We start from the raw sequence: 23,057 nt of genomic DNA on the forward strand, positions 1-23,057 counted from the left end.
GGAACGGTAGGGGTGACACATGGTTCCCCCTTGAACCAGTCGGGTTTTGTGCCGATGTAGGGGGTCGGGCAAAAGCACCTGACTGAAAGAGCACAATGACCAACATCATGCATGATCCCATGGCCGCGCTGGTTCCCATCGTCATCGAGCAATCGAACCGTGGCGAGCGCAGCTTCGATATTTACTCGCGTCTTCTGCGCGAGCGGATCATCTTCGTGACCGGCCAGGTCGAGGACCATATGGCCTCGCTGATTGTCGCCCAGCTTCTGTTCCTCGAATCGGAAAATCCGAAGAAGGACATCTGGATGTACATCAACTCGCCGGGCGGCGTCGTCACGGCGGGCATGGCGATCCACGACACGATGAAATATATCCGCCCCCAGGTCGGCACCGTCTGCATTGGCCAGGCCGCCTCGATGGGCAGCTTCCTGCTGGCCGCTGGCGAGCCGGGCAAGCGCATCGCGCTCAGCAACGCCCGCATCATGGTCCACCAGCCGTCGGGCGGCGCCCAGGGCATGGCGTCGGATATCGAGATCCAGGCCAAGGAAATCCTTCGGATTCGCCGCCGCCTCAACGATCTCTACGTGAAATATACCGGCCAGTCGCTGGAAGCGGTGGAGCGGGCGATGGACCGCGACACTTTCCTGGAGGCTGACGAAGCCAAGGCGTTCGGTCTGGTCGACGAAGTGTTCGATCGCCGCCCGGCCGCTGCGGAAACCGCAGAAGCCTAAAGGCGATCTTTACCGGGGCGCGGTATATCACCCCTTGTGAAACCGCCGTGCCCCGGTCTAGGATGGCCTTTGGACCAGAATATCCCCGGCCAGATCCGGCATGGTGCCGACGGCGGGGAGGAAAGATTGGCGAATGACTAAGCTTACGGGCTCCGATTCAAAAAGCACGCTTTACTGCTCCTTCTGCGGCAAGTCGCAGCATGAGGTGCGCAAGCTGATCGCGGGGCCGACCGTCTTCATCTGTGATGAATGCGTGGAACTGTGCAACGACATCATTCGCGAGGAGACCAAGGGCGGTCTCGTCGGCAAGAAGGATGGCGGCGTTCCGACCCCGCAGGAAATCTGCGATGTGCTCGACGATTATGTGATCGGCCAGAAGCGCGCCAAGCGTGTCCTGTCGGTCGCGGTCCACAATCATTATAAGCGCCTCAACCATGGCTCCAAGCCTGGTGAGGTGGAACTGGCCAAGTCGAACATCCTGCTTGTCGGCCCGACCGGCTGTGGCAAGACGCTGCTGGCGCAGACGCTGGCCAAGACGTTCGACGTGCCCTTCACCATGGCTGATGCCACCACGCTGACCGAAGCCGGCTATGTCGGTGAGGACGTGGAGAACATCATCCTTAAGCTGCTCCAGGCCTCCGACTATAATGTCGAGAAGGCACAGCGCGGCATCGTCTATATCGACGAGATCGACAAGATCAGCCGCAAGGCCGAAAACCCGTCGATCACGCGCGACGTGTCGGGTGAAGGCGTGCAGCAGGCGCTGCTCAAGCTGATGGAAGGCACGACCGCCTCGGTTCCGCCGCAGGGTGGTCGCAAGCATCCGCAGCAGGAGTTCCTGCAGGTCGACACGACCAACATCCTGTTCATCTGCGGCGGCGCGTTCGCGGGTCTGGAAAAGATCATCGGCGACCGTCTGGAAGCCAAGTCGATCGGCTTCGGCGCCCATGTCGCGGCGCCCGAAGAGCGCAAGACGGGCGAACTGCTGCGTCAGAGCGAACCGGAAGATTTGCTGAAGTTCGGCCTGATCCCCGAATTTGTCGGCCGTCTGCCGGTGATCGCGACGCTGGAGGATCTGGACGTGACCGCACTGGTCAAGATCCTGGTCGAGCCCAAGAACGCGCTGGTGAAGCAATATGGCAAGCTGTTCGACATGGAGAATGTCGAGTTGAGCTTCACCGACGATGCGCTGACCGCGATCGCGAAGAAGGCGATCGAGCGCAAGACCGGAGCTCGTGGCCTGCGTTCGATCCTGGAAGCGATCCTGCTCGACACCATGTTCGATCTGCCCTCGATGGAGGGTGTTGGCGAAGTGGTGGTCGACAAGGATGTCGTCGCTGGGACCAAGGAACCGATTCGCGTGTTCAGCGAGAAGGACAAGCGCGCGGAAGACGCCGCCTAGTTCATTCGCCGTTCAGGCTGGAACAAAAGGGGCCGGTGGACCATCCACCGGCCCCTTTTTCGTGCAAGTCTTTCGCACTGCACAAAATTTCCTGCGCCGTTGCATAATTGCACCACTGTTGGCGTGGCGTAAAATTTCGAAATATTATACAATAAAATCAATGTGATAGATCGGTGTTTCGGGCTGTTTTTCAGTGCCTTGCCAGGATGCCCGTCTAATTGTGACAGTCCCGCACCTGCATTGTAACATAATTGCAATCATAGCATCACAGGGGCGTCGCCAGTGGCCGCCAGATGCGGCGCCGGCTCGAAGAGCAAAATGGTTATGGCGCCGTGGGGCGCACTCTTGAAAAAGGGACAAGGGTCAATGAAGCAGTTTCTCAAGTGCAGCGCCGCGATTCTCGCCGTCGCTGCCCCGGCTGTCGCTTTCGCGCAGTCGACCGGTTCGGACGATTTCGATTCGATCATCGTGACGGGCGCCGTCGTCAACCAGGGCGTTGGCGGCGTGAAGATCCCTGACTCGCCGAAGGCGAAGGTCGTTCTGGGCCAGGAAATCATCCAGGCACAGCGTCCGGGCCAGTCGGTCAACGAAATCATCAACCTGGTGCCGGGCGTCAGCTTCACCAACAACGATCCCTGGGGTTCGTCGGGCGGCAGCTTCACCATCCGCGGCTTCAGCTCGGACCGTATCTCGCAGACCTTTGACGGTATTCCGCTCAATGACTCGGGCAACTATGCGATCTACACCAACCAGCAGGTTGACGCCGAACTGATCGAAAACGTCAACGTCAACCTCGGTTCGACCGACGTCGACAGCCCGACCGCCGCTGCGGTTGGCGGCACCGTCAACATCAAGACCCTTGAGCCGAGCGACGATTATGGCGTTCTGGCCAGCGTCAGCTACGGCAACATCGTCGCCGACGGTGCTGGCGATCGTCCCTATTTCCGCATGTTTGGCGTGGTGAACACCGGTGACCTCACCGGCCATGGCACCAAGGCCTGGATCTCGGCCTCGCGCATTCGCAACGATGCTGCCTTTGCCAATTATGGCAAGGTGTCGAAGCAGCAGTATAACGCCAAGATCTGGCAGGATATCGGCAGCAACGGCGACTTCATCTCGGTCGCTGCCCATTATAACCAGAACCGCAACAACTTCGGTGGTTCGCCCTTCCGCGCCAGCGCCTTCACCGGCGACAAGAGCGATCGTTTCTACGACATCGCCGGCGGCTATCCCTGCCAGGTCAGCCAGACCAGCACCCCCAACGCTTGCGGCACCGATTTCGAGCGTCGTTTCAACCCTTCGAACACCGGCAATGTCCGCGCGAATTCGAAGTTCACCCTGGCTGAACGTCTGACCCTGTCGGTCGACGGCGCCTATCAGTGGGTGAAGGCCAATGGCGGCGGCACCACCAGCGCCAACGAAACCTTCTTCACGGATTCGACCGGCTTCACCGGCACCGGCAACTATGGCGGCAGCTTCTATTTCGGTCGTGACCTGAACGGTGACGGTGTGCTGGGTCGCGTGACCCTGCTCCAGCCGAGCCAGACCAACACCCGTCGCTGGGTCGGCATCGCCAACCTGGCTTACGAGATCAGCGATGGTCAGCGCGTCCGTCTGTCGTACAGCTATGACCGTGCCCGTCACCGCCAGACCGGCTATGCTGGCTTCCTTGACAATGGCGGCACGCCGTTCGACGTGTTCCCGATCAACGATCCGGTCCTTGATGCTGCCGGCAACGCCCTGCAGAAGCGTGACCGCAAGTCGATCGCCGAACTGAACCAGATCGCCGGTGAATATCGCGGCCAGTTCTTCGAGGACAAGCTGTCGGTACTGATCGGTGGCCGTCTGCCCTTCTTCAAGCGCGAACTGAACCAGTATTGCTTCACCACCAGCTCGGGTGGTTTCGTGAACTGCGTGCCGGAAGACCAGCAGGCCGACTATATCGCGACCCATCCTTACAGCTTCAACGAGACGACTGGCCGTGCGACCGGTTCGGCTTTGCCGCAGGCACGCAAGCTGAAGTATGACAAGTTCCTGCCGAACGTCGGCGCGACCTTCAAGATCACGCCGGAAATCAGCATCGCGGGCAGCTATGCCAAGAACCTGTCGGTGCCCAGCACCGATGCGCTCTACAACGCGTTCATCTTCCCGGTTGATAGCGACTCCGCTTATCGTGCGCCGGAAACCTCGGACAGCTTCGACGCCAGCCTCCGCTACACCTCGTCGAAGGTGCAGGCTGCTGTTACCGGCTGGTACTCGAAGTACAAGAACCGTCTGGTCACTGCCTATGACATCGACGGCAACGGCACCGACACCAACCTGGGTCCGGTGAAGAAATATGGCGTCGACGCCAATATTTCCTACAGCCCGATCAAGGAAATCACCGCCTATCTGTTCGGTTCCTACATCAAGTCGGAAATCCAGAACGACGCCGTGACCGGCAGCTGCGCCGCGACCAGCGACATCGCTCTGGCCGGCCTGTGCTATGTGCAGGATGGCGTTGCCTATCTCCGCACCGCTGGCAAGCGTGAACGCAGCGCGCCGAAATATCTGTTCGGTGGCCGTCTGCAGGGCAATCTGGGTGACTTCACCCTGGGCGTCCAGGCGAAGAAGACCAGCTCGCGCTATCTGAACGACATCAACGGTGAAATTCAGAGCGTGACGCTCACCGATGGCACCAGCAAGATGATCTTCCCCGGTGCGAAGTTCGGTGCCTACACCGTCGTCGACCTCGACCTGCGCTACTCGCTGGCCAGCGTCGGCATGGAGAAGGGCGCGATCCAGCTGAACGTCAGCAACCTGTTCGACAAATATTATGTCGGCTCGTTCAGCGGCGGTCTGGATACGCTCGCCAGCTCGTCCTCGGCCTTCGTGAACTTCGGTTCGCCGCGCGCGATCAGCGCTTCGCTGATCATCGGCTTCTAAGCCAGGCGCCGACAGGCAAAAAGGAAGGGAGGTGCGGAGCGATCCGCGCCTCCCTTTTTCATGTCCTATTCGCCGCCGCTCGATTATGATCGGGGATAGGGCAGTGTGCGCTTTCCGATAGGATCAGGACAGCGCAATAAAATGTCGAAATGTGCGGGAAATATGGGAAGTTAAGCGCCCGATTTCCTATTTTTGGGCGCCCGGCCGCTGCCTCAGTTCAGGCAGTCGTCCAGCCCGTCGCGCTGCACCACCGGGATGCGAGCCGAGATGCTGTTGCCATAGCGGCGGGTGAAGCCATGCGGGTCGATCGCCTCGCGCTTCTTGGGCAGCGGCAATACCGCCGCCAGCCGCGCCGCCTCGGCCCGGCTCAGCTTGCCCGCGCCATGGCCGAAATAGCGGATCGACCCGGCCTGCACGCCATAGGTGCCGATGCCGGTCTCCGCGACGTTCAGATAGACTTCCATGATCCGCCGCTTGCCCCAGATCGCCTCGATCAGCACGGTGAACCAGGCTTCGAAGCCCTTGCGGACGAAACCGCCACCCTGCCACAGGAAGACATTTTTCGCGGTCTGCTGGCTGATCGTGGAGCCGCCGCGAATGCGCCCGCCGCTGGCATTGTGGCGCATCGCCTGGGCAATCGCGACCGCGTCGAAGCCGTGATGGCTGCAGAAACGGCTATCCTCCGCCGCGATCGCCGCGCGCGGCATGTCCGGATCGATCGCGTCCAGGCGCTTCCATTCCTTGGTGATGCCATTGGGGTCGAGCAGCATAGTGATCGTCACCGGCGGCGGCACGAAGCGATAGATGACCACGGTGCCCACCGACAGGCCGACAAAGCCGATGGCGACCTTGAGGGGGATGCTGATCCAGCGGGAACGACGTTTCTGGGTGGAGGCAGGCTTGGGCGCGGCTTTGGCTTTTTTCATGGGCCGCAAACTAGCGCCCCTGCGCGCCGTCGTCATCGATTCCTTCAGGCCGTGGCCAGCGTCTGCGTCCGGCCCCGGTTGATGAGCAGCACCAGCGCTGCACCGATCAGGCATAATATGCCTGCCGCGATGAAGGCGGGCATATAGCTTTGCCAGGCGGTGCGCGACAGGCCGCCGGCCAGCGCCGCGCTCGCCGCGCCCAGCTGATGCCCGGCAAAGATCCAGCCGAACACGATATTGGCCTTTTCCGGACCGAAGCGCTGCGCGGTCAGCTTCACCGTCGGCGGCACCGTCGCCACCCAGTCGAGGCCATAGAAGATGGCGAACAGCGACAGGCTGTAGATCGAGAAATCGCTGAACGGCAGATAGAGCAGCGACAGGCCGCGCAGCCCATAATAGAAGAAGAGCAGCCAACGATTGTCATAGCGATCGCTGAGCCAGCCCGATGCCAGCGTGCCGGCAAAGTCGAACAGCCCCATCATCGCCAGCATCGAGGCCGCGCCCACCGCCGCCAGCCCATAATCCCCACACAGCGAGATGAAATGGGTCTGGACCAGGCCATTGGTGCTGGCGCCGCAGATGTAGAAGGAGAAGAAGAGGATCCAGAAGGTCGGCACCTTCGCCACGTCGCGCAGCACGATCAGCGGCGTCGCCAGCAGCGCGTCCAGGCTGGCCGGTTGGGCAGGCACGGGCTGGATCGCCTGCTCGCCATAGGGGGCAAGGTTCAGGTCCGACGGTCGGTCGCGCATCAGCAGCATGACCGCGACGGCCGCGACCAGGATCGCGCCGCACACCAGCAGCATCGCCATGCGCCAGCCATAGCTACCGGTCATGCTGGCCAGCAGCGGCAGGAAGGCGAGTTGGCCGGTCGCGGTGCTGGCCGACAGCAGCCCCATCACCAGTCCGCGCCGCTCGCTGAACCAGCGGGTGGCGACCGTCGCGCCCAGCACCATGGCGGTGAGACCCGTGCCGACGCCGATCACCACGCCCCAGAGAAGGACGAGCTGCCACAATTGCGTCATGCCAAGCGACAGCAGCAGGCCGCCAATGACGATCGACAGCGAAATCAGCATCATCCGCCGCACGCCGAAGCGGTTCATGAAGGCGGCGGCAAAAGGCCCCATACCGCCGAACAGCAGGAAACGGATAGCCAGCGCGCCGGAAATATCCGCCGCGCTCCAGCCAAACTCCTTCTGCAGCGGCACGATGAACACGCCCGGCGCGCCGACCGCGCCGGCGACCACCAGCATGGTGAGGAAGGTCGTGCCCGCGACGGCCCAGCCATAATGGACATTGCGCGCGGCCAGGCGGCGGGCGAACATGGTGGACAGCATCGACTTCCCCTTGGATTGGCCCTTGGACTGGCCCCTGAACTGCTTCTTGAGCCGGAAAACGGACTGGCGTTAAATGATAGGTATCATATATAAGGTCAAGAGGCCAATTGGAGATGCAGGATCATGAAAGTCAGCCGTGAACAGGCCGAGCGCAATCGCGAGAAGGTGGTGGATGCGGCGTCGCGACTGTTCCGCGCCCGTGGCGTCGAGGGCGTCGGCATTGGCGAGGTGATGCGCGAATGCGGCCTTACCCATGGCGGTTTCTACAATCAGTTCGAATCGAAGGAGGCGCTGGCGGCCGAAGCCTGTGCCACGTCGCTGGCGCGCGGCGCGGCCAAGTGGCGTCGCTTGTCGGCCGAGGATGGGCCGGATGCGATCACCGCCGATTATCTGAGCGCCCGTAACCGTGACGCGCCCGAAACCGGCTGCGCGCTGATCGCGCTCGGCCCGGACGCTGCGCGCAAGGGCGGGCCACTCGCCGCCGCCTTTCGCGAAGGGTTCGAGGATCTGACTGCCGCGTTGCAAAATGCCGGTATCGCCGATCGCGACGCGGCGCTGGCACGCATGGCGCAATTGGTCGGCACGATGGTGCTGGCTCGCGCGGTCGATGATCCTGCGCTGTCGGAGGAATTGCTGGCGGCCAATCGCCGTGCCCTGGGTGTCGAGGCATGAGCGGCGGCGCCCAGTGGCGACCGATGGGGCTGGGGGATGTAGACGCGGCGGCGGCCATTTCCGACCGGGTCCATGGCGCCTATACGGAGAAGCCTGCCATCTATGTCGAACGGCTGCGCCTCTATCCGGCAGGCTGCTTTCTGCTGGAGCGGGATGGGCAGGTGCTGGGCTATCTCATCACCCATCCCTGGTGCGGCGACCGGCCGCCAGCGCTCGACCAGTTGATCGGCGCGCTGCCGGATGCACCCGATCGCTATTATCTCCACGATCTGGCGCTGCTGCCCGAAGCGCGCGGCACCGGCGCTGCTGCGGCCGCCGTCGACCTGACCGTGACGCAGGCCCGCGCCGCCGGCTTCGACCGCATCACACTGACCGCCGTCAACGGCGCTGATGTCTTCTGGCGCCGACAGGGTTTCGTCGACGCGCCGGTTGCCGCCGACAGCTATGGCGCGGACAGCGTCTCGATGGTGCGGGTGCTCTAAGACGAAAAAAAAAGCCCCGGATCGCTCCGGGGCTTCTTCTTTTTCCTGTGTCGCCGGATCAGGCGGCGGCGAAGCGCGCCATCTTTTCCAGCTTGCCGCCGGCGATGCGCATCATCGCCTTCTGCAGCTTCTCGAAGGCGCGAACCTCGATCTGGCGGACGCGCTCGCGCGACACGCCATAGACCTGGCTCAGTTCCTCAAGCGTCTTGGGCTCCTCGGCCAGGCGACGCTCGGCCAGGATATGCTTTTCGCGGTCGTTGAGGTCGGTCATCGCCTCGACCAGCATCTCGTGACGCTGGGTGCGTTCCTGCTCCTCGGCGACGCGTTCGTCCTGCAGCGGATCGGTGTCCTGCAGCCAATCCTGCCACTGGCCATCGCCATCCTCGCGCATCGGCACGTTGAGCGAGGTATCGCCGCCCATCGCCATGCGACGGTTCATCGACACCACGTCATCTTCCGACACGCCCAGATCGGTCGCGATCTTGGTCACGTCCTCGGGGCGCAGATCGCCATCCTCGAACGCCTCGATATTGTTCTTCATCCGGCGCAGGTTGAAGAACAGTTTCTTCTGCGACGCGGTGGTGCCCATCTTCACCAGGCTCCAGCTGCGCAGGATGAATTCCTGGATCGACGCGCGGATCCACCACATGGCGTAGGTCGCCAGGCGGAAGCCACGTTCGGCCTCGAACTTCTTCACGCCCTGCATCAGGCCGATATTGCCTTCGCTGATCAGCTCGCTGACCGGCAGGCCATAGCCGCGATAGCCCATGGCGATCTTCGCCACGAGACGCAGGTGAGAGGTGACGAGCTGGGCCGCCGCCTCGGGATCCTGATGTTCCTCGTAGCGCTTCGCGAGCATATATTCCTGCTCGGGGGTCAGCAGCGGAAACTTGCGAATTTCCGACAGATAGCGGTTGAGGCTGGCTTCACCGCCCAGCGCCGGAACCGCGGGGACATTGCTCCGATTGGCCATGTCACAATTCCTTCCCTTTACATGCGCGCCAGGCAGACCCGAAAGTGGCATCCGCTGGCCGCGCAAACTTGTCAGAACCTATACGTGAAGCTCGCTTAACAGTTCCTGCATATCTGCAGGCAGGGGACTGTCGAAAGCCAGGGGTTCCTCCGTCACAGGATGTATGAACCCCAGCCGTTTCGCGTGCAATGCCTGCCTTTTGAAACCCAGCGTTTCCAGTATTGATTTGAAACCTTTTCTGTCTCTACCGTAAACCGGGTCACCAATCAAGGGGTGACCCAGATGCGCCATATGCACGCGAACCTGATGGGTGCGGCCGGTTTCCAGCCGGCATTCCACCATCGCCGCGCTGCGCAGGCGCTCCATCACGCGGTAATGGGTGACGGCATGCTTGCCGCGCCCTTCCCGATGAACCGCCATCTTCTTTCGATCAGCGTCGGACCGCCCGATCCAGGCATCGACCGTGCCGGACCCCGGCGTTGGAATGCCATAGACGATCGCGGCATAGAGCCGGTCGATACTGTGATCCTTGAACTGTCGGGCCAGGCCCTCATGGGCCTTGTCCGACTTAGCAACGACCAACAGGCCGGAAGTATCCTTGTCGATGCGATGAACGATGCCGGGACGCGCCACGCCGCCAATGCCGGATAACTGGCCATCGCAATGATGCAGCAGCGCATTGACCAGCGTGCCGTCCAGATTGCCGGCCGCCGGGTGAACCACCAGGCCCGCAGGCTTGTCCACCACGATCAGGTCGGCATCCTCATGCACGATATCGAGCGGAATATCCTGCGCCACGGCGTCGAGCGCGACCGGGGCTGGCAGAGAGATGCTGTAATCCTGCCCCACCGCCACCTTCATCGACGGGTTGAGCGATCGACCGCCCGAGACGATCTGTCCCTCGACGATCAACGCCTTGATCCGCTCGCGCGACAGGTCGGGCAGCAGTTCGGCCAGTGCGCGATCGAGGCGCAAACCCGCCTGGGCTTCGCCTATCGTCGTTTCAATGATGGAAACCCCCGGAACCATTGCCTAGGGATGTAGGAATGAAGGCCGAAATTTCAAGGGTGCTGCTGGAACAAATCATGGCCCTGGCTGCGGCCGAGCCGGGGGAAGTCTGTGGCCTGTTGCTGGGGCAGGGCGCGCGCATCGATGCGATCCTGCCCGCAGCCAATGTCGCGCCTGACCCGGCCCGTCATTTCGAACTGGCACCGGCCACCTTGCTGGACGCGCATCGGGCCGCGCGCCGGGGTGGACCGGCGGTGCTTGGCCATTATCATTCCCACCCATCGGGCGTGCCGATTCCGTCGGAAACGGACCGGGCCTGCGCAGCGCCGGACGGCGCCTTGTGGCTGATCGTCGGCGCGGGTGCGGTGCGCGCATGGGTGGCTGGACCGGACGGGGAGGGGGGCGTGGCCTTCGTGGAGGCGTTGCTCGACATAAGGTGATGCAAAGGGGGTGAGCCGGGCTTGCATCATCGGCTGGGGAAGCCTAGCCGGGAAGGTGTCTTTTCCCGTAAATCCGGCGGCCTCCATCTCCATGACCCATCCGATCGACAGCATCGAATTTGCCAGCCTTCTCTGCTCGCGCCTCTGCCATGACCTGCTGAGCCCCGTCGGGGCGCTCAACAATGGCCTGGAACTGATGGCCGACGAAACCGACCCGGACATGCGCCAGCGTTGCCTGGACCTGCTGGCCGACAGTGCCCGCACCTCGGCCAACAAGCTGAAATTCTTCCGCCTGGCCTTCGGTTCGGCGGGCGGTTTCGGTGATGCGGTGCCGCCGCATGAGGCGAAGGTCGCGATCGAGGGCATGTTCGCCTCGGGTCGGGTGAAGCTTGGCTGGATGGTCGAGGAACAGATGCTGGCCAAGCTCGCGGTCAAGGTGCTGCTCAATCTCGCGCTGATCGCTGGCGATGCGCTGGTGCGCGGCGGGCAGCTCGACATCGGTGCGGAGAAGCGGCCGGGCGTGACGGAGATCGTGGTGCGGGGCGAGGGGCCCAAGGTCATTCTCGATCCCGAACTGCGCGCGGCGCTGGCAGGAACCTTGCCGGCCGGTGGCCTGGCGTCGCGCACGGCGGCCGCCTGGATGGTGCGGGCGCTGGTGATGGAGGCTGGCGGCGAGATAGTGCTGTCGCCGCCGGGCGATTCGGTGCTGCTGTTCGGCGCCGCCATCCCTGACCGCGCAGAATAATTCGGGCTGAAATGAATCAGGGCAGCAGGGCGCGCAGGGCTGCGTCGTCCTGTCCCTCCAGTTCCAGCAACGCGGCATAGGGATCGCCCGTCAGGCCCAGCAGCGTGGTAAAGGCGGGCTCGGTCTTCAGGCCGCGATGGCGCAAGGCCATGATCGCCTGCGCAAAAGCAGGACCGCCCAGATCGAGCAGGCGTCGCTCGACACGGAAATGGCGCCAGCCATGTTGCTGCGCGACCGGCAAGGCCTGGCCGAAAATCTCGAATGGCCAGTCCCATGCGCGAAAGCGGACGATCATGGCATCAAGGTCGGGGCGCGCTTGAACCGCAAAATCGGGGCGATCGCCGAAATGCTTGGTCAGCAAGGCGGCAAAGGCATCGAAATCCCGCACCTCGCAGACGATATCGATGTCGCTGTCTGGCAGGTCGAGGCCAAGCGGCGGCGTGCCCGCAACATGCGGATCATAGGGCGCCAATAACGTCAGGACGCCAGTGCGTTGCAGCGCGATGTCATGTGCGACGCGGCTCATGCCTCGCGCATCTCCGCGGCGATCGCCGTGACCAGGTCTGCCGCCGGCAAGGTACGGGCGAGGGGCGCGCCCTGGCCCGCCCATTGCGCGCCATAGCCGCCTTCGCCCTGGATCTTGGCGGCCGCGTTGAGCGCCTTGCCGGCGGCATAGGCGCGCGGATAGTCGGGGGCGTCGTCACCATTTTCAGCGCTCCATTGGGTGAAGCGATTGGCAAGGCAGCGGGCCGGGCGGCCGGAAATGGCGCGGGTCATGACCGTGTGCAGGGCGGCTGGGCTGGCAAGGGCAGCGCGATAGGCGGCGTCGGCGCTGCTTTCCGGGCAAGCGATGAACGCCGTGCCCAATTGCGCCGCCACCGCGCCCAGGTCGAGCGCGGCGCGGACGCCCCGTCCGTCCATGATGCCGCCGGCGGCGATCACCGGCAAGCCGGCCTTCGCCACCAGCAGGCGGGTCAGCGCGAAGGTGCCGAGCATTGCATCGGGCGCATCGGGATCGAACATGCCGCGATGGCCGCCGGCTTCAAATCCCTGCGCCACCAGCGCGTCGATCCCGGCGGTGCGCGCGGTGCCTGCCTCGTCCAAATTGGTGACGGATGCCAGCAACAGGCAACCCGCCTGCTTGAGCGCCGCGATCTGCTCAGCGCCGGGCAGCCCGAAATGAAAGCTGATCACGCGCGGGCGCGCTTCGACCAGCAGGTCGAGCATCGCCGGGTCTTCGGCAAAGCTGCGATAGATGGTCTCCAGGCGGGTGGGTGGTGCCGCATCCTGCGCGGCAAAGAGCGGTGCCAGCGCCGCCAGCCACGCTTGTTCCTCAGCCGGACGAACGCGGGGCGGCGCATGGACGAACAGATTGACGTTGAACGGTCGGTTAGTGAGTGCGCGTGTTGCCGCAATCATGGCGCGGGCGCCCGCGGCATCGGTTGCGCCCACGGCGATCGATCCCAGCGCCCCGGCATTGCTGACGGCGGCGGCCATCGCCGGCGTCGATACGCCCGCCATCGGCGCCTGGATCAGGGGAAAGGAAAGGTCTAGCGCGTTGAACGGGTTCATGCAGTCCATGTGGGCGGTGGCGATCGATCCTGCAACAGGGGGATCAGACGTCGTCGGTGCCCACCGGGCCGCCTTCGCCTTCCATGCGGTTGATCGCGCGCACGTCGCGTGCGGTGAATTTCAGCCGAACGCCAGCGCCCTGTTCGCCATCCTCCGGCAGGAAGACGGCGCCTCCCTGTTCCAGTATCAGGCGCAGTCGTGCCTTGGCATCGTCACCCGGATCGGCGCGCCCGGCTTCGAAATCGGCCAGCATCGGCATATCGATCCCCGCAAGGCGAGCGACATGATCACGCGGCCATTCCACCAGGGCGCGGGCGGCGCGGGCAAGCTTTCCGCTGATCTGCAAGGCGAGTCTCCCTTCGTCGATGCGTGGCGCCAGAATAGAACAGCACGCCTGCCGCGCCGCAACGGAAAAGGCCCGGCCGCTTGCGCGACCGGGCCCGTCCTCCAGCAACCTGTGAAAGGATCAGGCGCTGTAATACATGTCGAATTCGACCGGCGAGGGCGCCATTTCCCAGCGATACACTTCGGGCCACTTCAGTTCGATATAGGCATCGATCTGGTCCTTGGTGAACACGTCGCCCTTGAGCAGGAACTCATAGTCGGCTTCCAGGCTGTTGAGCGCTTCGCGGAGCGAACCGCAGACGGTCGGCACCTGGCTCAACTCTTCGGGCGGCAGGTCATAGAGGTTCTTGTCCATCGCGGCGCCCGGATGGATCTTGTTCTCGATGCCGTCGAGGCCGGCCATCAGCAGCGCGGCGTAGCAGAGATAGGGGTTGGCCATCGCGTCGGGGAAGCGGAATTCCACGCGCTTCGCCTTGGCACCGGCGCCGTAGGGAATACGGCAGGAGGCCGAACGGTTGCGGGCCGAATAGGCCAGCAGAACCGGGGCTTCGAAGCCCGGTACCAGGCGCTTGTAGCTGTTGGTGGTCGGGTTGGTGAAGGCGTTGAGGGCCTTGGCGTGCTTGATGACGCCGCCGATGAAGTAGAGGCAGGTGTCGGACAGGCCGGCATAGCCTTCGCCCGCGAACAGCGGCTTGCCGCCTTCCCAGATCGACATGTGGGTGTGCATGCCCGAACCATTGTCCTGCGCGATCGGCTTGGGCATGAAGGTCGCGGTCTTGCCATAGGCCTGGGCGACCATCTGCACGACATACTTATAGATCTGCATGCGGTCGGCGGTCTGGACCAGCGTACCGAAGGTCAGGCCCAGTTCGTGCTGCGCGGCGGCGACTTCATGATGATGCTTGTCGCAGGGCAGGCCCATTTCGAGCATGGTCGACACCATTTCGGCGCGGATGTCGGTGCAGGGATCGACCGGCGCGACGGGGAAATAGCCGCCCTTGGCGCGCGGACGGTGACCCAGGTTGCCGCCTTCATATTCCTTGCCGGTGTTGGTCGGCAGTTCGATGTCGTCGATCTTGTAGTAGCTCTGCGAGTAGTCATTCTCGAAGCGCACATCGTCGAACATGAAGAATTCGGCTTCCGGGCCGACATAGATGGTGTCACCGAAGCCGGCCGACTTGACGAACGCCTCGGCGCGCTTGGCGCAGGAGCGCGGGTCACGGGCATAGAGTTCGCCGGTGTCGGGCTCGACGATGTCGCAGAAGATGATCAGCATCGGGGTGGCGCTGAACGGATCGACATAGACCGCGTCCAGGTCGGGCTTCAGGATCATGTCCGACTCGTTGATCGCCTTCCAGCCTTCGATCGACGAACCGTCGAACATCAGGCCCTGGGTCAGCTCATCTTCGCCGAGGACCGAAGACACCATGGTCAGGTGCTGCCACTTGCCCTTGGGATCGGTGAAACGGACATCGACCCACTCGATTTCCTTTTCTTCGATCATCTTCAGGATGTCTTTTGGCTTGTTGGCCATGTGCAGTTGCCCTTCTCTATGGATACCCCCCCGAAGGGGTCGTTGAAGCCTGTGTCCGCCGGACCCCTGTCCGCCGGCTAGAACCTGTCGAAAATCAGATGGCGTCGCTGTCGCGTTCGCCGGTGCGGATGCGCACCGCGCCCTCGATGGCGGAAATGAAGATCTTGCCGTCGCCGATGCGGCCGGTCTGGGCGGCGCTGCAGATCGCTTCGACGACCCGGTCGGCCAGGGCGTCGTCGACAACGACCTCCAACTTCACCTTGGGCAGGAAGTCGACGACATATTCGGCGCCGCGATACAGTTCGGTATGGCCCTTCTGGCGGCCGAAGCCCTTCGCCTCGGTGACGGTGATGCCGGACACGCCCACTTCGTGCAGCGCTTCCTTCACCTCGTCCAGCTTGAACGGCTTGATGATCGCCTCGATCTTCTTCATCACTTAATCCCAACCCATGACGCACGAACGGACACGGGTTGGCCCCGCATCCTTCAACCTTCAAGCGACGATCATCATGCCCCCCGAGGCAAGCGCCGTCTCCCTTAACAATCAATTACCGTGCCAAGTGGCGAATCGCTAGGCCTGCTTTCGGCGATGCAGCAATCTTTGTCCATATTGCCCGGATTCCGGGCAATATCATGTCATTCTGCCTGTTTTTTGGGCAGTGGTTGAACGGCCCATCACGCAAAAGGCCCGCCCCGTCGATGCCGATCAGGACTGATCCCGATGGCATGAACGGAGCGGGCCTTTGGGACCGCCATGCGCAGGCAGAAATCAGCGCGCGTAGGGCGGGCAGTCGAGGCCGGTCGGGCTCTTGGTAAAGATCTCGCAGCCGGTTTCGGTGATGCCGATGCTATGTTCGAACTGGGCCGACAGGGTGCGGTCGCGCGTCACCGCCGTCCAGCCATCGTCCAGCATCTTCACGCCCGGCTTGCCGATGTTGATCATCGGTTCGATCGTGAAGAACATGCCGGGCTTCAGCTCCGGGCCGGTGCCGGGACGGCCGACATGGACCACTTCCGGGCTGTCATGGAAGACGCGGCCCAGGCCATGGCCACAGAAATCGCGGACCACCCCGTAACGATGCTTTTCGGCATGGCGCTGGATGACATGGCCGATGTCGCCCAGATGATTGCCGGGCTTGGCCTGCTCGATGCCCAGCATCAGGCATTCATAGGTGATCTCGACCAGCCGCTTCGCCTTGATCGGCGCATCGCCGGCGATGAACATGCGGCTGGTGTCGCCGTGCCAGCCATCGACCAGCGGGGTGACGTCGATATTGAGAATATCGCCGTCCTTGAGCTTATAGTCGCCCGGAATGCCATGGCAGATGACATTGTTGAGCGAGATGCAGCAACTGTGCGTATAGCCGCGATAGCCCAGGGTCGCCGGCACGCCGCCGCCGTCCAGCGTCATGCGGCGGACGATGTCGTCCAGTTCGCCGGTGGTCACGCCCGGCACCACATGGGGAACCAGCGCGTCGAGGATCTCGGCGGCCAGCCGGCCGGCCTTGCGCATGCCGTCGAAACCGGCCGCGTCATAGAGCTTGATCGCGGTCGAGCGGGAAACCGGCGCGTCGGCCGTCATCGTCATATATTCGGTCATGTGGTTGATATAGACCCTGCGATCCGGCATTGCGAGTGTCTTCGCTCAGCCCCGCGGTCGCTATCAGGAAAAGAGAAACGGACATGGTGATGGAAGGCGGATGCGCCTGTGGTGAGGTGCGCTATCGGGTCGATGCCGACCCCATCTTCGTCAACAACTGCCATTGCAGCCTGTGCCAGCGGCAGAGCGGCGCGGCGTCCGCAGTCAACGCCTTTGTCGAGGTCGATCATCTTCACCTCCTGTCTGGGCAATTGAGCGAACATGTCGTGCCGACCGGCAGCGGCAAGACCCAGGTGATCATGCGCTGTGCCAACTGCGGCACGGCGGTCTGGAGCTTCTATCCCCGTCTCGGCCGGGCGGGGGCGGCGATCCGGGTCGGCACGCTGGACGATCGCTCGGCGATCCGGCCCGATGCCGCGATCTTCGTGGCCGATCGGTCGGACTGGACTGCCTTGCCGGCCGATGTGCCGGTCTTCGAGACCAGCTACAAGCCGGCGGACATATTGCCGCCCGATCGGCTGGCCCGGCTGATGGCGCTTGCCGCCCGTGCGGAGCCGCTGGCATGAGCGACCGTATCTGGACCGCCGCCGTGATCGTGATCGGCGATGAAATCCTGTCCGGCCGCATCCAGGACAAGAATGTCGCGCAGATCGCCACCTGGCTCAATGTCCAGGGCATCCGTCTGCGCGAGGTGCGGGTGGTGCCCGATGTGCAGGACGCGATCGTCGAGGCGGTCAACATATTGCGTGCCCGCAACGACTATCTCTTCACCACCGGCGGCATCGGCCCGACCCATGACGACATCACGGTCGATGCGATCGCGGCGGCGCTGAGCGTCGGCGTCGAGATCCATCCCGAGGCGCGGGCGATATTGGAGCGCTATTATGTCACGCGTGGGGGCCTCACCGACGCGCGGCTGCGCATGGCGCGGGTGCCGGCGGGCGCCGACCTCATCGAAAACCGGATGTCGGGCGCGCCGGGCATCCGCCACGGCAATATCTTCATCATGGCCGGGGTGCCGCACATCACCGCCGGCATGCTCGAAAGTCTGACCGGCACGCTGGAAGGCGGCTTGCCGGTCCTGTCGGCGACGATCGGCTGCTGGGTCGCGGAAAGCGAGATCGCCGACCTGCTCGGCGCCACCGAACGCGCCCATGAGGGCGTCCAGATCGGCAGCTACCCCTTCTTCCGCGAAGGGCGCACCGGCGCCAATTTCGTCATCCGCTCGACCGACCAGGCGGTGCTGGACGCGTGCGTCACGGACCTCAGCGCCGCGTTGACGGAGGGGGGCTGGCCCCCGGTGCCCGGCGGCATCTAGCCAAGAAACATCCGTTGCGGTGACAAGAAGGCCTGGCGGCGGTACAGCGCAGTTCCACTTCTAAAAGAGAATTCTGTATGCTTACCGCGCGAACCTACAGTGTCACGATAGCGCGCAACTGGCGCGAGCTTTACGAAGCGATCTGGCAGCCGGAGATATTCCCGAAATGGGCATCGGGCCTGACCGAGGCCGATCTGCGCAGGGGCGGCACCGGATGGATTGCCGACGGTCCCGATGGGCCGATCGTCGTTCGCTTCACGCCGCACAATGAATTTGGCGTGATGGACCATTTCGTCGAGACCGGCGATGGCCGGGAGGTTCATGTCCCGCTGCGCGTCATCGAGAATGGGGATGGGGCGGAGGTGATGCTGACGCTTTTTCGCCAGCCCGGTATGAGTGACGAGGATTTCGCGCGCGACGCCAAGTGGATTACCCGCGATCTGCGCGCGCTGCGCGATTATGCAAAGGCGCAGGGCTAAGGGGGGATGTCTGTCCCGCCCAGGCGGCTCAGCTTTCCGGCCGTGTCCAGATCCAGCTGCCGCCGATCAGCGCCGCGGCCAGCGGGATCAGATACCAGGGGAAGGGGGAGAAGATCAGCGCCAGGATCGCGCTGAAGGCAAAGGCGCCGAGCGCGGCCTTCTTGCCCTTGCGGCTGATCGCGCCGCATTCGCGCCAGCGGCGGATATGCGGACCGAAATGCTTGTGATCCAGCAGCTTTGCCTCCAGTTCCGGGCTGGAGCGGGCAAAGCAATAGGCCGCGAGGATCATGAAAGGGACGGTTGGCAGCAGCGGCAGGAAGGCGCCCAGCGTGCCCAATCCGATCGAGAGGAAGCCGGCAATGAGATAGAGATGGCGCCGCACCCGTCGATCCCGTCTGGAATGGGCCGATACGGCCCGGTCTGTCCTGTCTATGCTATTGATTTGCAGGAACGCAATTGCCTTTCGTCGCGCGCCTTTTGTCAGGCGGCCGGCAGGCGCAGGCGGACCAGCAGTCCGCCCAGATCCTCGCTCTCCTCCAGTGCCACCGACCCGCCATAGATTTCGGCGACGTCGCGGACGATGGCGAGGCCAAGGCCAGTGCCGGGCTTGCCCGAATCGAGGCGCACGCCGCGATCGAAGATGCGCACCCGGTCGGCTTCGGGAATGCCCATGCCGTCATCCTCGACCATGATCTCGACCATTGCGCCAACCCGGCTGACCGTCGCGAACACGCTGCCGCCGCCATATTTGGCGGCATTCTCGACCAGATTGCCCAGCATTTCGTCCAGATCCTGCCGCTCGACGCGGACCGCCGCATGCTTGTCGCCGTCCATGTCGACCCGCGCATCCTGATAGAGATGGCGCACCGCGCGCTCGACCGCCTCCAGGCTGGCCCAGACCTCGGCCCGGCTCTGCGCTGCGCCGCGCCGGCCGACGGCGCGGGCGCGGGCGAGGTGATGGTCGACCTGGCGCCGCATCGTCGTCGCCTCACGCACAACCGTTTCGCCCAGGTCCGGCGCATTGGCGGTCGCGGCGTTCATGATGACGGTCAGCGGCGTCTTGAGCGCATGGGCGAGGTTGCCGGCATGGGTGCGCGCTTCCTCCGCCTGCCGCTCATTATGGGCAAGCAGCGCGTTTAGTTCCTCGACCATCGGCAGCACTTCGGCGGGCATGGGTTCGGTCACCCGGCTCTTGTCGCCATCGCGCATCTTGATGATTTCCAGCCGCACCTTGCGCAGCGGCCGAAGGCCATAGATGGTCTGCAAGGTAGCGAGCACGATCAGGCCCAGCGCCAGCAGCGCGAAGCTCTTGAACAGGGTGGATCGCAGCGTCTTGATCTGGCCATCGAGGCCCTGGCGCGCCTGTGCGACCATGAACATCCAGCGCGCGTCGGAACCGGGCAGGATGACGCTGCGCTCCATGACGCGCAGATCCTCGCCGGGAAACTGCTTGCTGTCATAGACATGGAAATTGCGGTCGGCATGGTCGCCCGGCACCTTGAGCGCCCGGTCCCACAGCGATCGCGACCGCCAATCCTCATGCCCCTTGGCGCTGATCTGGTAATAGAGGCCGCTATTGGGTTCCAGGAAGCGCTGGTCGGCCAGTTCGCGGTTGAACAGCACTTCGCCGTCCGGGCCGATCTCGGCCGCCGCGATCATCGCGGTCAGCACATAATTCATGCCGTCGTCGAAATTGCGCGTCACCGCGTCCGACAGCACCCGGTCGAGCGCGACGCCGCCGCCCAGCAGCAGCACGCTGATCCACAGCGCGGCAATGCCGATCATGCGGCGGCTGATCGACCCGGTGGACCGGACGGGGGAGGGCGACGGGCTGGCCATGCAAAATGATCCTACACCCGTTCACTGCATACGCAGCCGAGAAACATGGCCGATGGCACGGACCTATTTGCCTGTCGACTTCGCCCGCAGCGAACGGAAGCGGATGGGGCGGGGATCAGCGCCCCGGCTCGTCCAGGCTGTAGCCCAGGCCGCGGATGGTGGTGATGACGTCGGCGCCGAGTTTCTTGCGGATGCGCGTCACGAACACTTCGATCGTGTTGGAATCGCGGTCGAAATCCTGGTCGTAAATATGCTCGATCAGCTCGGTGCGGCTGACCACCTTGCCCTTGTGGTGGAGCAGATAGGACAGGAGCTTATATTCCTGTGCCGTCAGCTTCACCGGATCGCCCTTGAGCGTCACCTTGCCCGAACGGGTGTCGAGACGGACGTCGCCGGCGATCAGTTCGCTCGACGCGTTGCCGCTGGCACGGCGGATGAGCGCGCGCAGGCGGGCGATCAGTTCCTCGCTTTGGAAGGGCTTGGCCAGATAATCGTCGGCGCCGGCGTCCAGGCCCGCGACCTTGTCGGACCAGCTATCGCGTGCGGTCAGCACCAGCACCGGGAAGCTGCGCCCTTCCTTGCGCCAGCGATCAAGCACGGTCAGGCCGTCGATCGTGGGCAGGCCAAGGTCCAGGACCACGGCGTCATAATTTTCGGTCGAGCCCAGGAAATGGCCATCCTCGCCATCGGTGGCGAGATCTACGGCATAGCCGGCACCTTCCAGCGTGTTCCTGAGCTGCTGGCCCAGACTCGGTTCATCCTCGACGATCAGCAGGCGCATAGGGTTCCGTTTCTTGTTATCGACGCAATGGGTTTGGCCGGCACGCGGTCAGCGTGCCCAGCCGATGATATCGCCTGTCCGGCCGTCGGCATCAACCCACATCACCTTGCCGTCCTTCACATATTTCAGGCGATAGCGATTGGTGGAAGGGTTGAACTCGCTGCCGACATAGGTGGCACCGCCCACCTGGGCGTCGACCCGGCGCTTGATCATCGAAAAGGGCATGACCTGGCCGTCCAGCATCGCGCGGCGCGCGGCATCCTGCTCGTCACGGCGGCCACCGGCTTCGGCGACCGGTGTCATCAGGGACAGGGCCAGTAGGGCGCCCAGTCCGGCAGTCAGGCTTTTGGCGATCATTGTCATGGGCATGGCATAGGCGAAGCGCATTGAACAGGTGGTGAATGATCCGTCATTCCGCGCTGGAAAGGAGCGGCCGGGCGAATTAGGCTTGCCAACCATGCAGAATGAAGATGACAGGCCCGTAGCCGATGCGCCCTTGTGGCGCTCCGTTCCGCGCTGGTGGCGCAGCCATGTAATCCGCGGGATCGATCATCAGGCCGTGCTCGAAAGGGTCCGGGCCGATGATGGCTGGACCCCGTCCTATGCCTTCATGATCCTGATGTCGGCGGGCATTGCGGTGCTCGGCCTGCTGCTCTCCTCGCCGGCCGTGGTGATCGGCGCGATGCTGATCTCGCCGCTGATGGGGCCGATCGTCGGGCTGGGCTTTGGCCTCGCCATGACCGATGCGCGCGAAATCCGCCGGACGATCGTCGCGCTGGCGGGCGGCGCGCTGGTGGCGATCGCGTTCACCGCCTTCATCGTCCTGCTGTCGCCGTTGCAGACGGTGACCAGTGAAATCGCCGCGCGCACCCGGCCCAATCTGTTCGACCTGATGGTCGCGCTCTTTTCCGCGCTGGCGGGCGCCTATGCGATGATTCGCGGCAAGGCCGGCACGATCGTCGGCGTCGCGATCGCCACTGCGCTGATGCCGCCGCTGGCAACGGTGGGCTTTGGTCTGGCGACGCTCAATGCGACGGTCGCGGGCGGTGCCTTCCTGCTCTTCTTCACCAATTTCGTGACGATCGCCCTGGCTGCGGCGATCATGGCGCGCCTCTATGGCTTTGGCCGGCGGCTGTCGCCCAGCCAGAGCTGGCTGCAGATGGTTTTCATCGGTGCCATCTTCCTGGCGCTGGCAGTGCCGCTCGGCCTGTCGCTCGGCCAGATCGCCTGGGAGGCGCGGGCCGCGCGCGATGCCCGCGACGTCATCCGGCGCGAATTTCCCGATGGCGCCCGGATCGCGCAGCTCGACCTGGATTTCGCCGCCAAGCCACTTGCCGTGACCGCCAGCGTCCTCACCAGCCATTATGAGCGCGACGCGTCCGCGCGGGCCGGCCATATTCTGGGCGACATGCTGGGCAAGCCGGTGTCGCTGGATATCGAACAGATCCGGGTGGGTGAAGGGACGGATGCCGACAATGCCCAGCTGCTCGCCGCCCAGACCGCGCGGCGTGAGGTGCAGGGCCAGGTCGATCGCCTGACCGACCGGCTGGCACTCGTCGCCGGTGTCAATCCCGATGCGGTGACGGTGGATACCGCGCGCAAACGGGCGGTGGTGCGGGCGCGGGCTTTGCCGGATGCGGGCCTTGGCGCCTATTGGGCGCTGGAGCGGCGGGCGGCGGCGGCAACGCCCGGCTGGGCGATAGAGATTACGCCGCCGACCCTGCCACTGCCGTCGCTGGCATTGGATGAAGAAGGAGCCGTGACGGACAAGGATCGATTGGCGCTTGTCCTGTGGGCGGCGCAGCGCACCGGCCTGCCGATCGACCTGTCGATCAAGGGGGAGGGGAATGAGGGGCTGCTCAAGCCCTTTGCCGATCGTGGCATCGACGCGCGGCTGGTCAAAGGCGCCAGCGCGGACCTTGCGGTGCCGCACTGGCGCGTCGAGGAATGA

At 63.9% G+C, this 23,057-nt stretch carries 25 protein-coding genes; 11 read left to right on the plus strand and 14 right to left on the minus strand.

The annotated features are described in order from the left end of the window. Window positions 1–95 precede the first annotated feature (95 nt). The 3 genes from clpP (at window position 96) to BRX37_RS10385 (ending at window position 5,058) form a co-directional block, all read left to right on the plus strand. Window positions 96–731, plus strand: coding sequence for an ATP-dependent Clp endopeptidase proteolytic subunit ClpP (clpP, locus tag BRX37_RS10375; RefSeq protein ID WP_125986765.1), 636 nt, complete (start codon window positions 96–98; stop codon window positions 729–731). A 133-nt stretch (window positions 732–864) separates the two neighbouring features. Further along, complete coding sequence (gene clpX / locus BRX37_RS10380; RefSeq protein ID WP_004207563.1) at window positions 865–2,133, plus strand: ATP-dependent Clp protease ATP-binding subunit ClpX; 1,269 nt, start codon at window positions 865–867, stop codon at window positions 2,131–2,133. Between the two features lie 366 nt (window positions 2,134–2,499). After that, entirely contained in the window at window positions 2,500–5,058 is a 2,559-nt protein-coding gene (locus BRX37_RS10385; protein WP_125986767.1) for a TonB-dependent receptor, read from the plus strand. Window positions 5,059–5,270: 212 nt separating this feature from the next. Here the strand turns inward: BRX37_RS10385 and mtgA are convergent, their stop codons facing one another. Then, window positions 5,271–5,984, minus strand: coding sequence for a monofunctional biosynthetic peptidoglycan transglycosylase (gene mtgA, locus BRX37_RS10390; RefSeq protein WP_125986769.1), 714 nt, complete (start codon window positions 5,982–5,984; stop codon window positions 5,271–5,273). Window positions 5,985–6,028: 44 nt separating this feature from the next. After that, entirely contained in the window at window positions 6,029–7,318 is a 1,290-nt protein-coding gene (locus tag BRX37_RS10395) for an MFS transporter (RefSeq protein WP_125986771.1), read from the minus strand. Between the two features lie 123 nt (window positions 7,319–7,441). Here BRX37_RS10395 and BRX37_RS10400 point away from each other — a divergent pair, with 123 nt between their 5' ends. Both BRX37_RS10400 and BRX37_RS10405 read left to right on the plus strand, forming a co-directional pair. Next, the gene (locus BRX37_RS10400) at window positions 7,442–7,990 is read left to right on the plus strand and encodes a TetR/AcrR family transcriptional regulator (RefSeq protein WP_007704859.1); all 549 of its coding nucleotides are present in this window, start codon (window positions 7,442–7,444) and stop codon (window positions 7,988–7,990) included. Continuing rightward, a complete protein-coding gene (locus BRX37_RS10405) occupies window positions 7,987–8,472 on the plus strand; it encodes a GNAT family N-acetyltransferase (protein WP_125986773.1) in 486 nt (161 codons plus the stop codon). The genes BRX37_RS10400 and BRX37_RS10405 overlap by 4 nt, the downstream gene beginning before the upstream one ends. Before the next feature lie 58 nt (window positions 8,473–8,530). Here the strand turns inward: BRX37_RS10405 and rpoH are convergent, their stop codons facing one another. Continuing rightward, window positions 8,531–9,445, minus strand: coding sequence for an RNA polymerase sigma factor RpoH (gene rpoH, locus BRX37_RS10410; protein ID WP_004207557.1), 915 nt, complete (start codon window positions 9,443–9,445; stop codon window positions 8,531–8,533). A gap of 78 nt (window positions 9,446–9,523) precedes the next feature. Then, entirely contained in the window at window positions 9,524–10,474 is a 951-nt protein-coding gene (locus BRX37_RS10415) for an RluA family pseudouridine synthase (RefSeq protein WP_125986775.1), read from the minus strand. A gap of 17 nt (window positions 10,475–10,491) precedes the next feature. On the opposite strand from BRX37_RS10415, the gene BRX37_RS10420 reads away from it, so the two are divergent. After that, a complete protein-coding gene (locus tag BRX37_RS10420) occupies window positions 10,492–10,893 on the plus strand; it encodes a M67 family metallopeptidase (protein ID WP_125986777.1) in 402 nt (133 codons plus the stop codon). Between the two features lie 91 nt (window positions 10,894–10,984). Beyond that, entirely contained in the window at window positions 10,985–11,638 is a 654-nt protein-coding gene (locus BRX37_RS10425) for a histidine phosphotransferase family protein (RefSeq protein WP_010336062.1), read from the plus strand. A 16-nt stretch (window positions 11,639–11,654) separates the two neighbouring features. On the opposite strand, the gene BRX37_RS10430 is transcribed toward BRX37_RS10425, so the two are convergent. The 6 genes from BRX37_RS10430 to map form a co-directional block, all read right to left on the minus strand. Next, on the minus strand, window positions 11,655–12,164 hold the full coding sequence (locus BRX37_RS10430; RefSeq protein ID WP_125986779.1) for a DUF4269 domain-containing protein: 510 nt from the start codon (window positions 12,162–12,164) through the stop codon (window positions 11,655–11,657). Beyond that, on the minus strand, window positions 12,161–13,219 hold the full coding sequence (locus BRX37_RS10435) for an NAD(P)H-dependent flavin oxidoreductase (protein ID WP_125986781.1): 1,059 nt from the start codon (window positions 13,217–13,219) through the stop codon (window positions 12,161–12,163). Before BRX37_RS10435 ends, BRX37_RS10430 begins: the two co-directional genes overlap by 4 nt. A gap of 34 nt (window positions 13,220–13,253) precedes the next feature. Then, entirely contained in the window at window positions 13,254–13,556 is a 303-nt protein-coding gene (locus BRX37_RS10440; RefSeq protein ID WP_125986783.1) for a helix-turn-helix domain-containing protein, read from the minus strand. Window positions 13,557–13,676: 120 nt separating this feature from the next. Next, a complete protein-coding gene (gene glnA / locus BRX37_RS10445) occupies window positions 13,677–15,089 on the minus strand; it encodes a type I glutamate--ammonia ligase (RefSeq protein ID WP_125986785.1) in 1,413 nt (470 codons plus the stop codon). A 94-nt stretch (window positions 15,090–15,183) separates the two neighbouring features. Continuing rightward, window positions 15,184–15,522 (minus strand): P-II family nitrogen regulator, encoded by a 339-nt coding sequence (locus BRX37_RS10450; RefSeq protein ID WP_004207549.1) that lies wholly within the window; start codon window positions 15,520–15,522, stop codon window positions 15,184–15,186. 336 nt (window positions 15,523–15,858) lie between these two features. After that, window positions 15,859–16,689, minus strand: a complete 831-nt coding sequence (map, locus tag BRX37_RS10455; RefSeq protein WP_010336065.1) for a type I methionyl aminopeptidase — start codon at window positions 16,687–16,689, stop codon at window positions 15,859–15,861. A gap of 83 nt (window positions 16,690–16,772) precedes the next feature. Between map and BRX37_RS10460 the strand changes: the two genes are divergently transcribed. From BRX37_RS10460 to BRX37_RS10470, 3 genes are all read left to right on the plus strand, one after another. Then, the gene (locus BRX37_RS10460; RefSeq protein WP_125986787.1) at window positions 16,773–17,255 is read left to right on the plus strand and encodes a GFA family protein; all 483 of its coding nucleotides are present in this window, start codon (window positions 16,773–16,775) and stop codon (window positions 17,253–17,255) included. Then, on the plus strand, window positions 17,252–18,007 hold the full coding sequence (locus BRX37_RS10465) for a competence/damage-inducible protein A (RefSeq protein ID WP_125986789.1): 756 nt from the start codon (window positions 17,252–17,254) through the stop codon (window positions 18,005–18,007). The genes BRX37_RS10460 and BRX37_RS10465 overlap by 4 nt, the downstream gene beginning before the upstream one ends. Before the next feature lie 77 nt (window positions 18,008–18,084). Continuing rightward, the gene (locus BRX37_RS10470; RefSeq protein WP_125986791.1) at window positions 18,085–18,486 is read left to right on the plus strand and encodes a polyketide cyclase; all 402 of its coding nucleotides are present in this window, start codon (window positions 18,085–18,087) and stop codon (window positions 18,484–18,486) included. Window positions 18,487–18,514: 28 nt separating this feature from the next. Here BRX37_RS10470 and BRX37_RS10475 read toward each other — a convergent pair whose 3' ends face one another. From BRX37_RS10475 to BRX37_RS10490, 4 genes are all read right to left on the minus strand, one after another. Continuing rightward, window positions 18,515–18,868 carry a YbaN family protein gene (locus BRX37_RS10475; protein WP_125986793.1) on the minus strand — a complete coding sequence of 118 codons (354 nt, stop codon included), beginning with the start codon at window positions 18,866–18,868 and terminating at the stop codon, window positions 18,515–18,517. A gap of 98 nt (window positions 18,869–18,966) precedes the next feature. Further along, complete coding sequence (locus BRX37_RS10480; protein WP_026109023.1) at window positions 18,967–20,271, minus strand: sensor histidine kinase; 1,305 nt, start codon at window positions 20,269–20,271, stop codon at window positions 18,967–18,969. Between the two features lie 169 nt (window positions 20,272–20,440). Further along, window positions 20,441–21,106, minus strand: a complete 666-nt coding sequence (locus tag BRX37_RS10485; protein WP_004207541.1) for a response regulator transcription factor — start codon at window positions 21,104–21,106, stop codon at window positions 20,441–20,443. A gap of 48 nt (window positions 21,107–21,154) precedes the next feature. Continuing rightward, entirely contained in the window at window positions 21,155–21,493 is a 339-nt protein-coding gene (locus BRX37_RS10490) for a hypothetical protein (RefSeq protein ID WP_010336069.1), read from the minus strand. A 70-nt stretch (window positions 21,494–21,563) separates the two neighbouring features. Here BRX37_RS10490 and BRX37_RS10495 point away from each other — a divergent pair, with 70 nt between their 5' ends. After that, entirely contained in the window at window positions 21,564–23,057 is a 1,494-nt protein-coding gene (locus BRX37_RS10495) for a DUF389 domain-containing protein (protein WP_125986795.1), read from the plus strand.

It is taken from the genome of Sphingomonas sp. S-NIH.Pt3_0716, from assembly GCF_003950715.1.
Taxonomy (GTDB): Bacteria; Pseudomonadota; Alphaproteobacteria; order Sphingomonadales; family Sphingomonadaceae; genus Sphingobium; species Sphingobium yanoikuyae_A.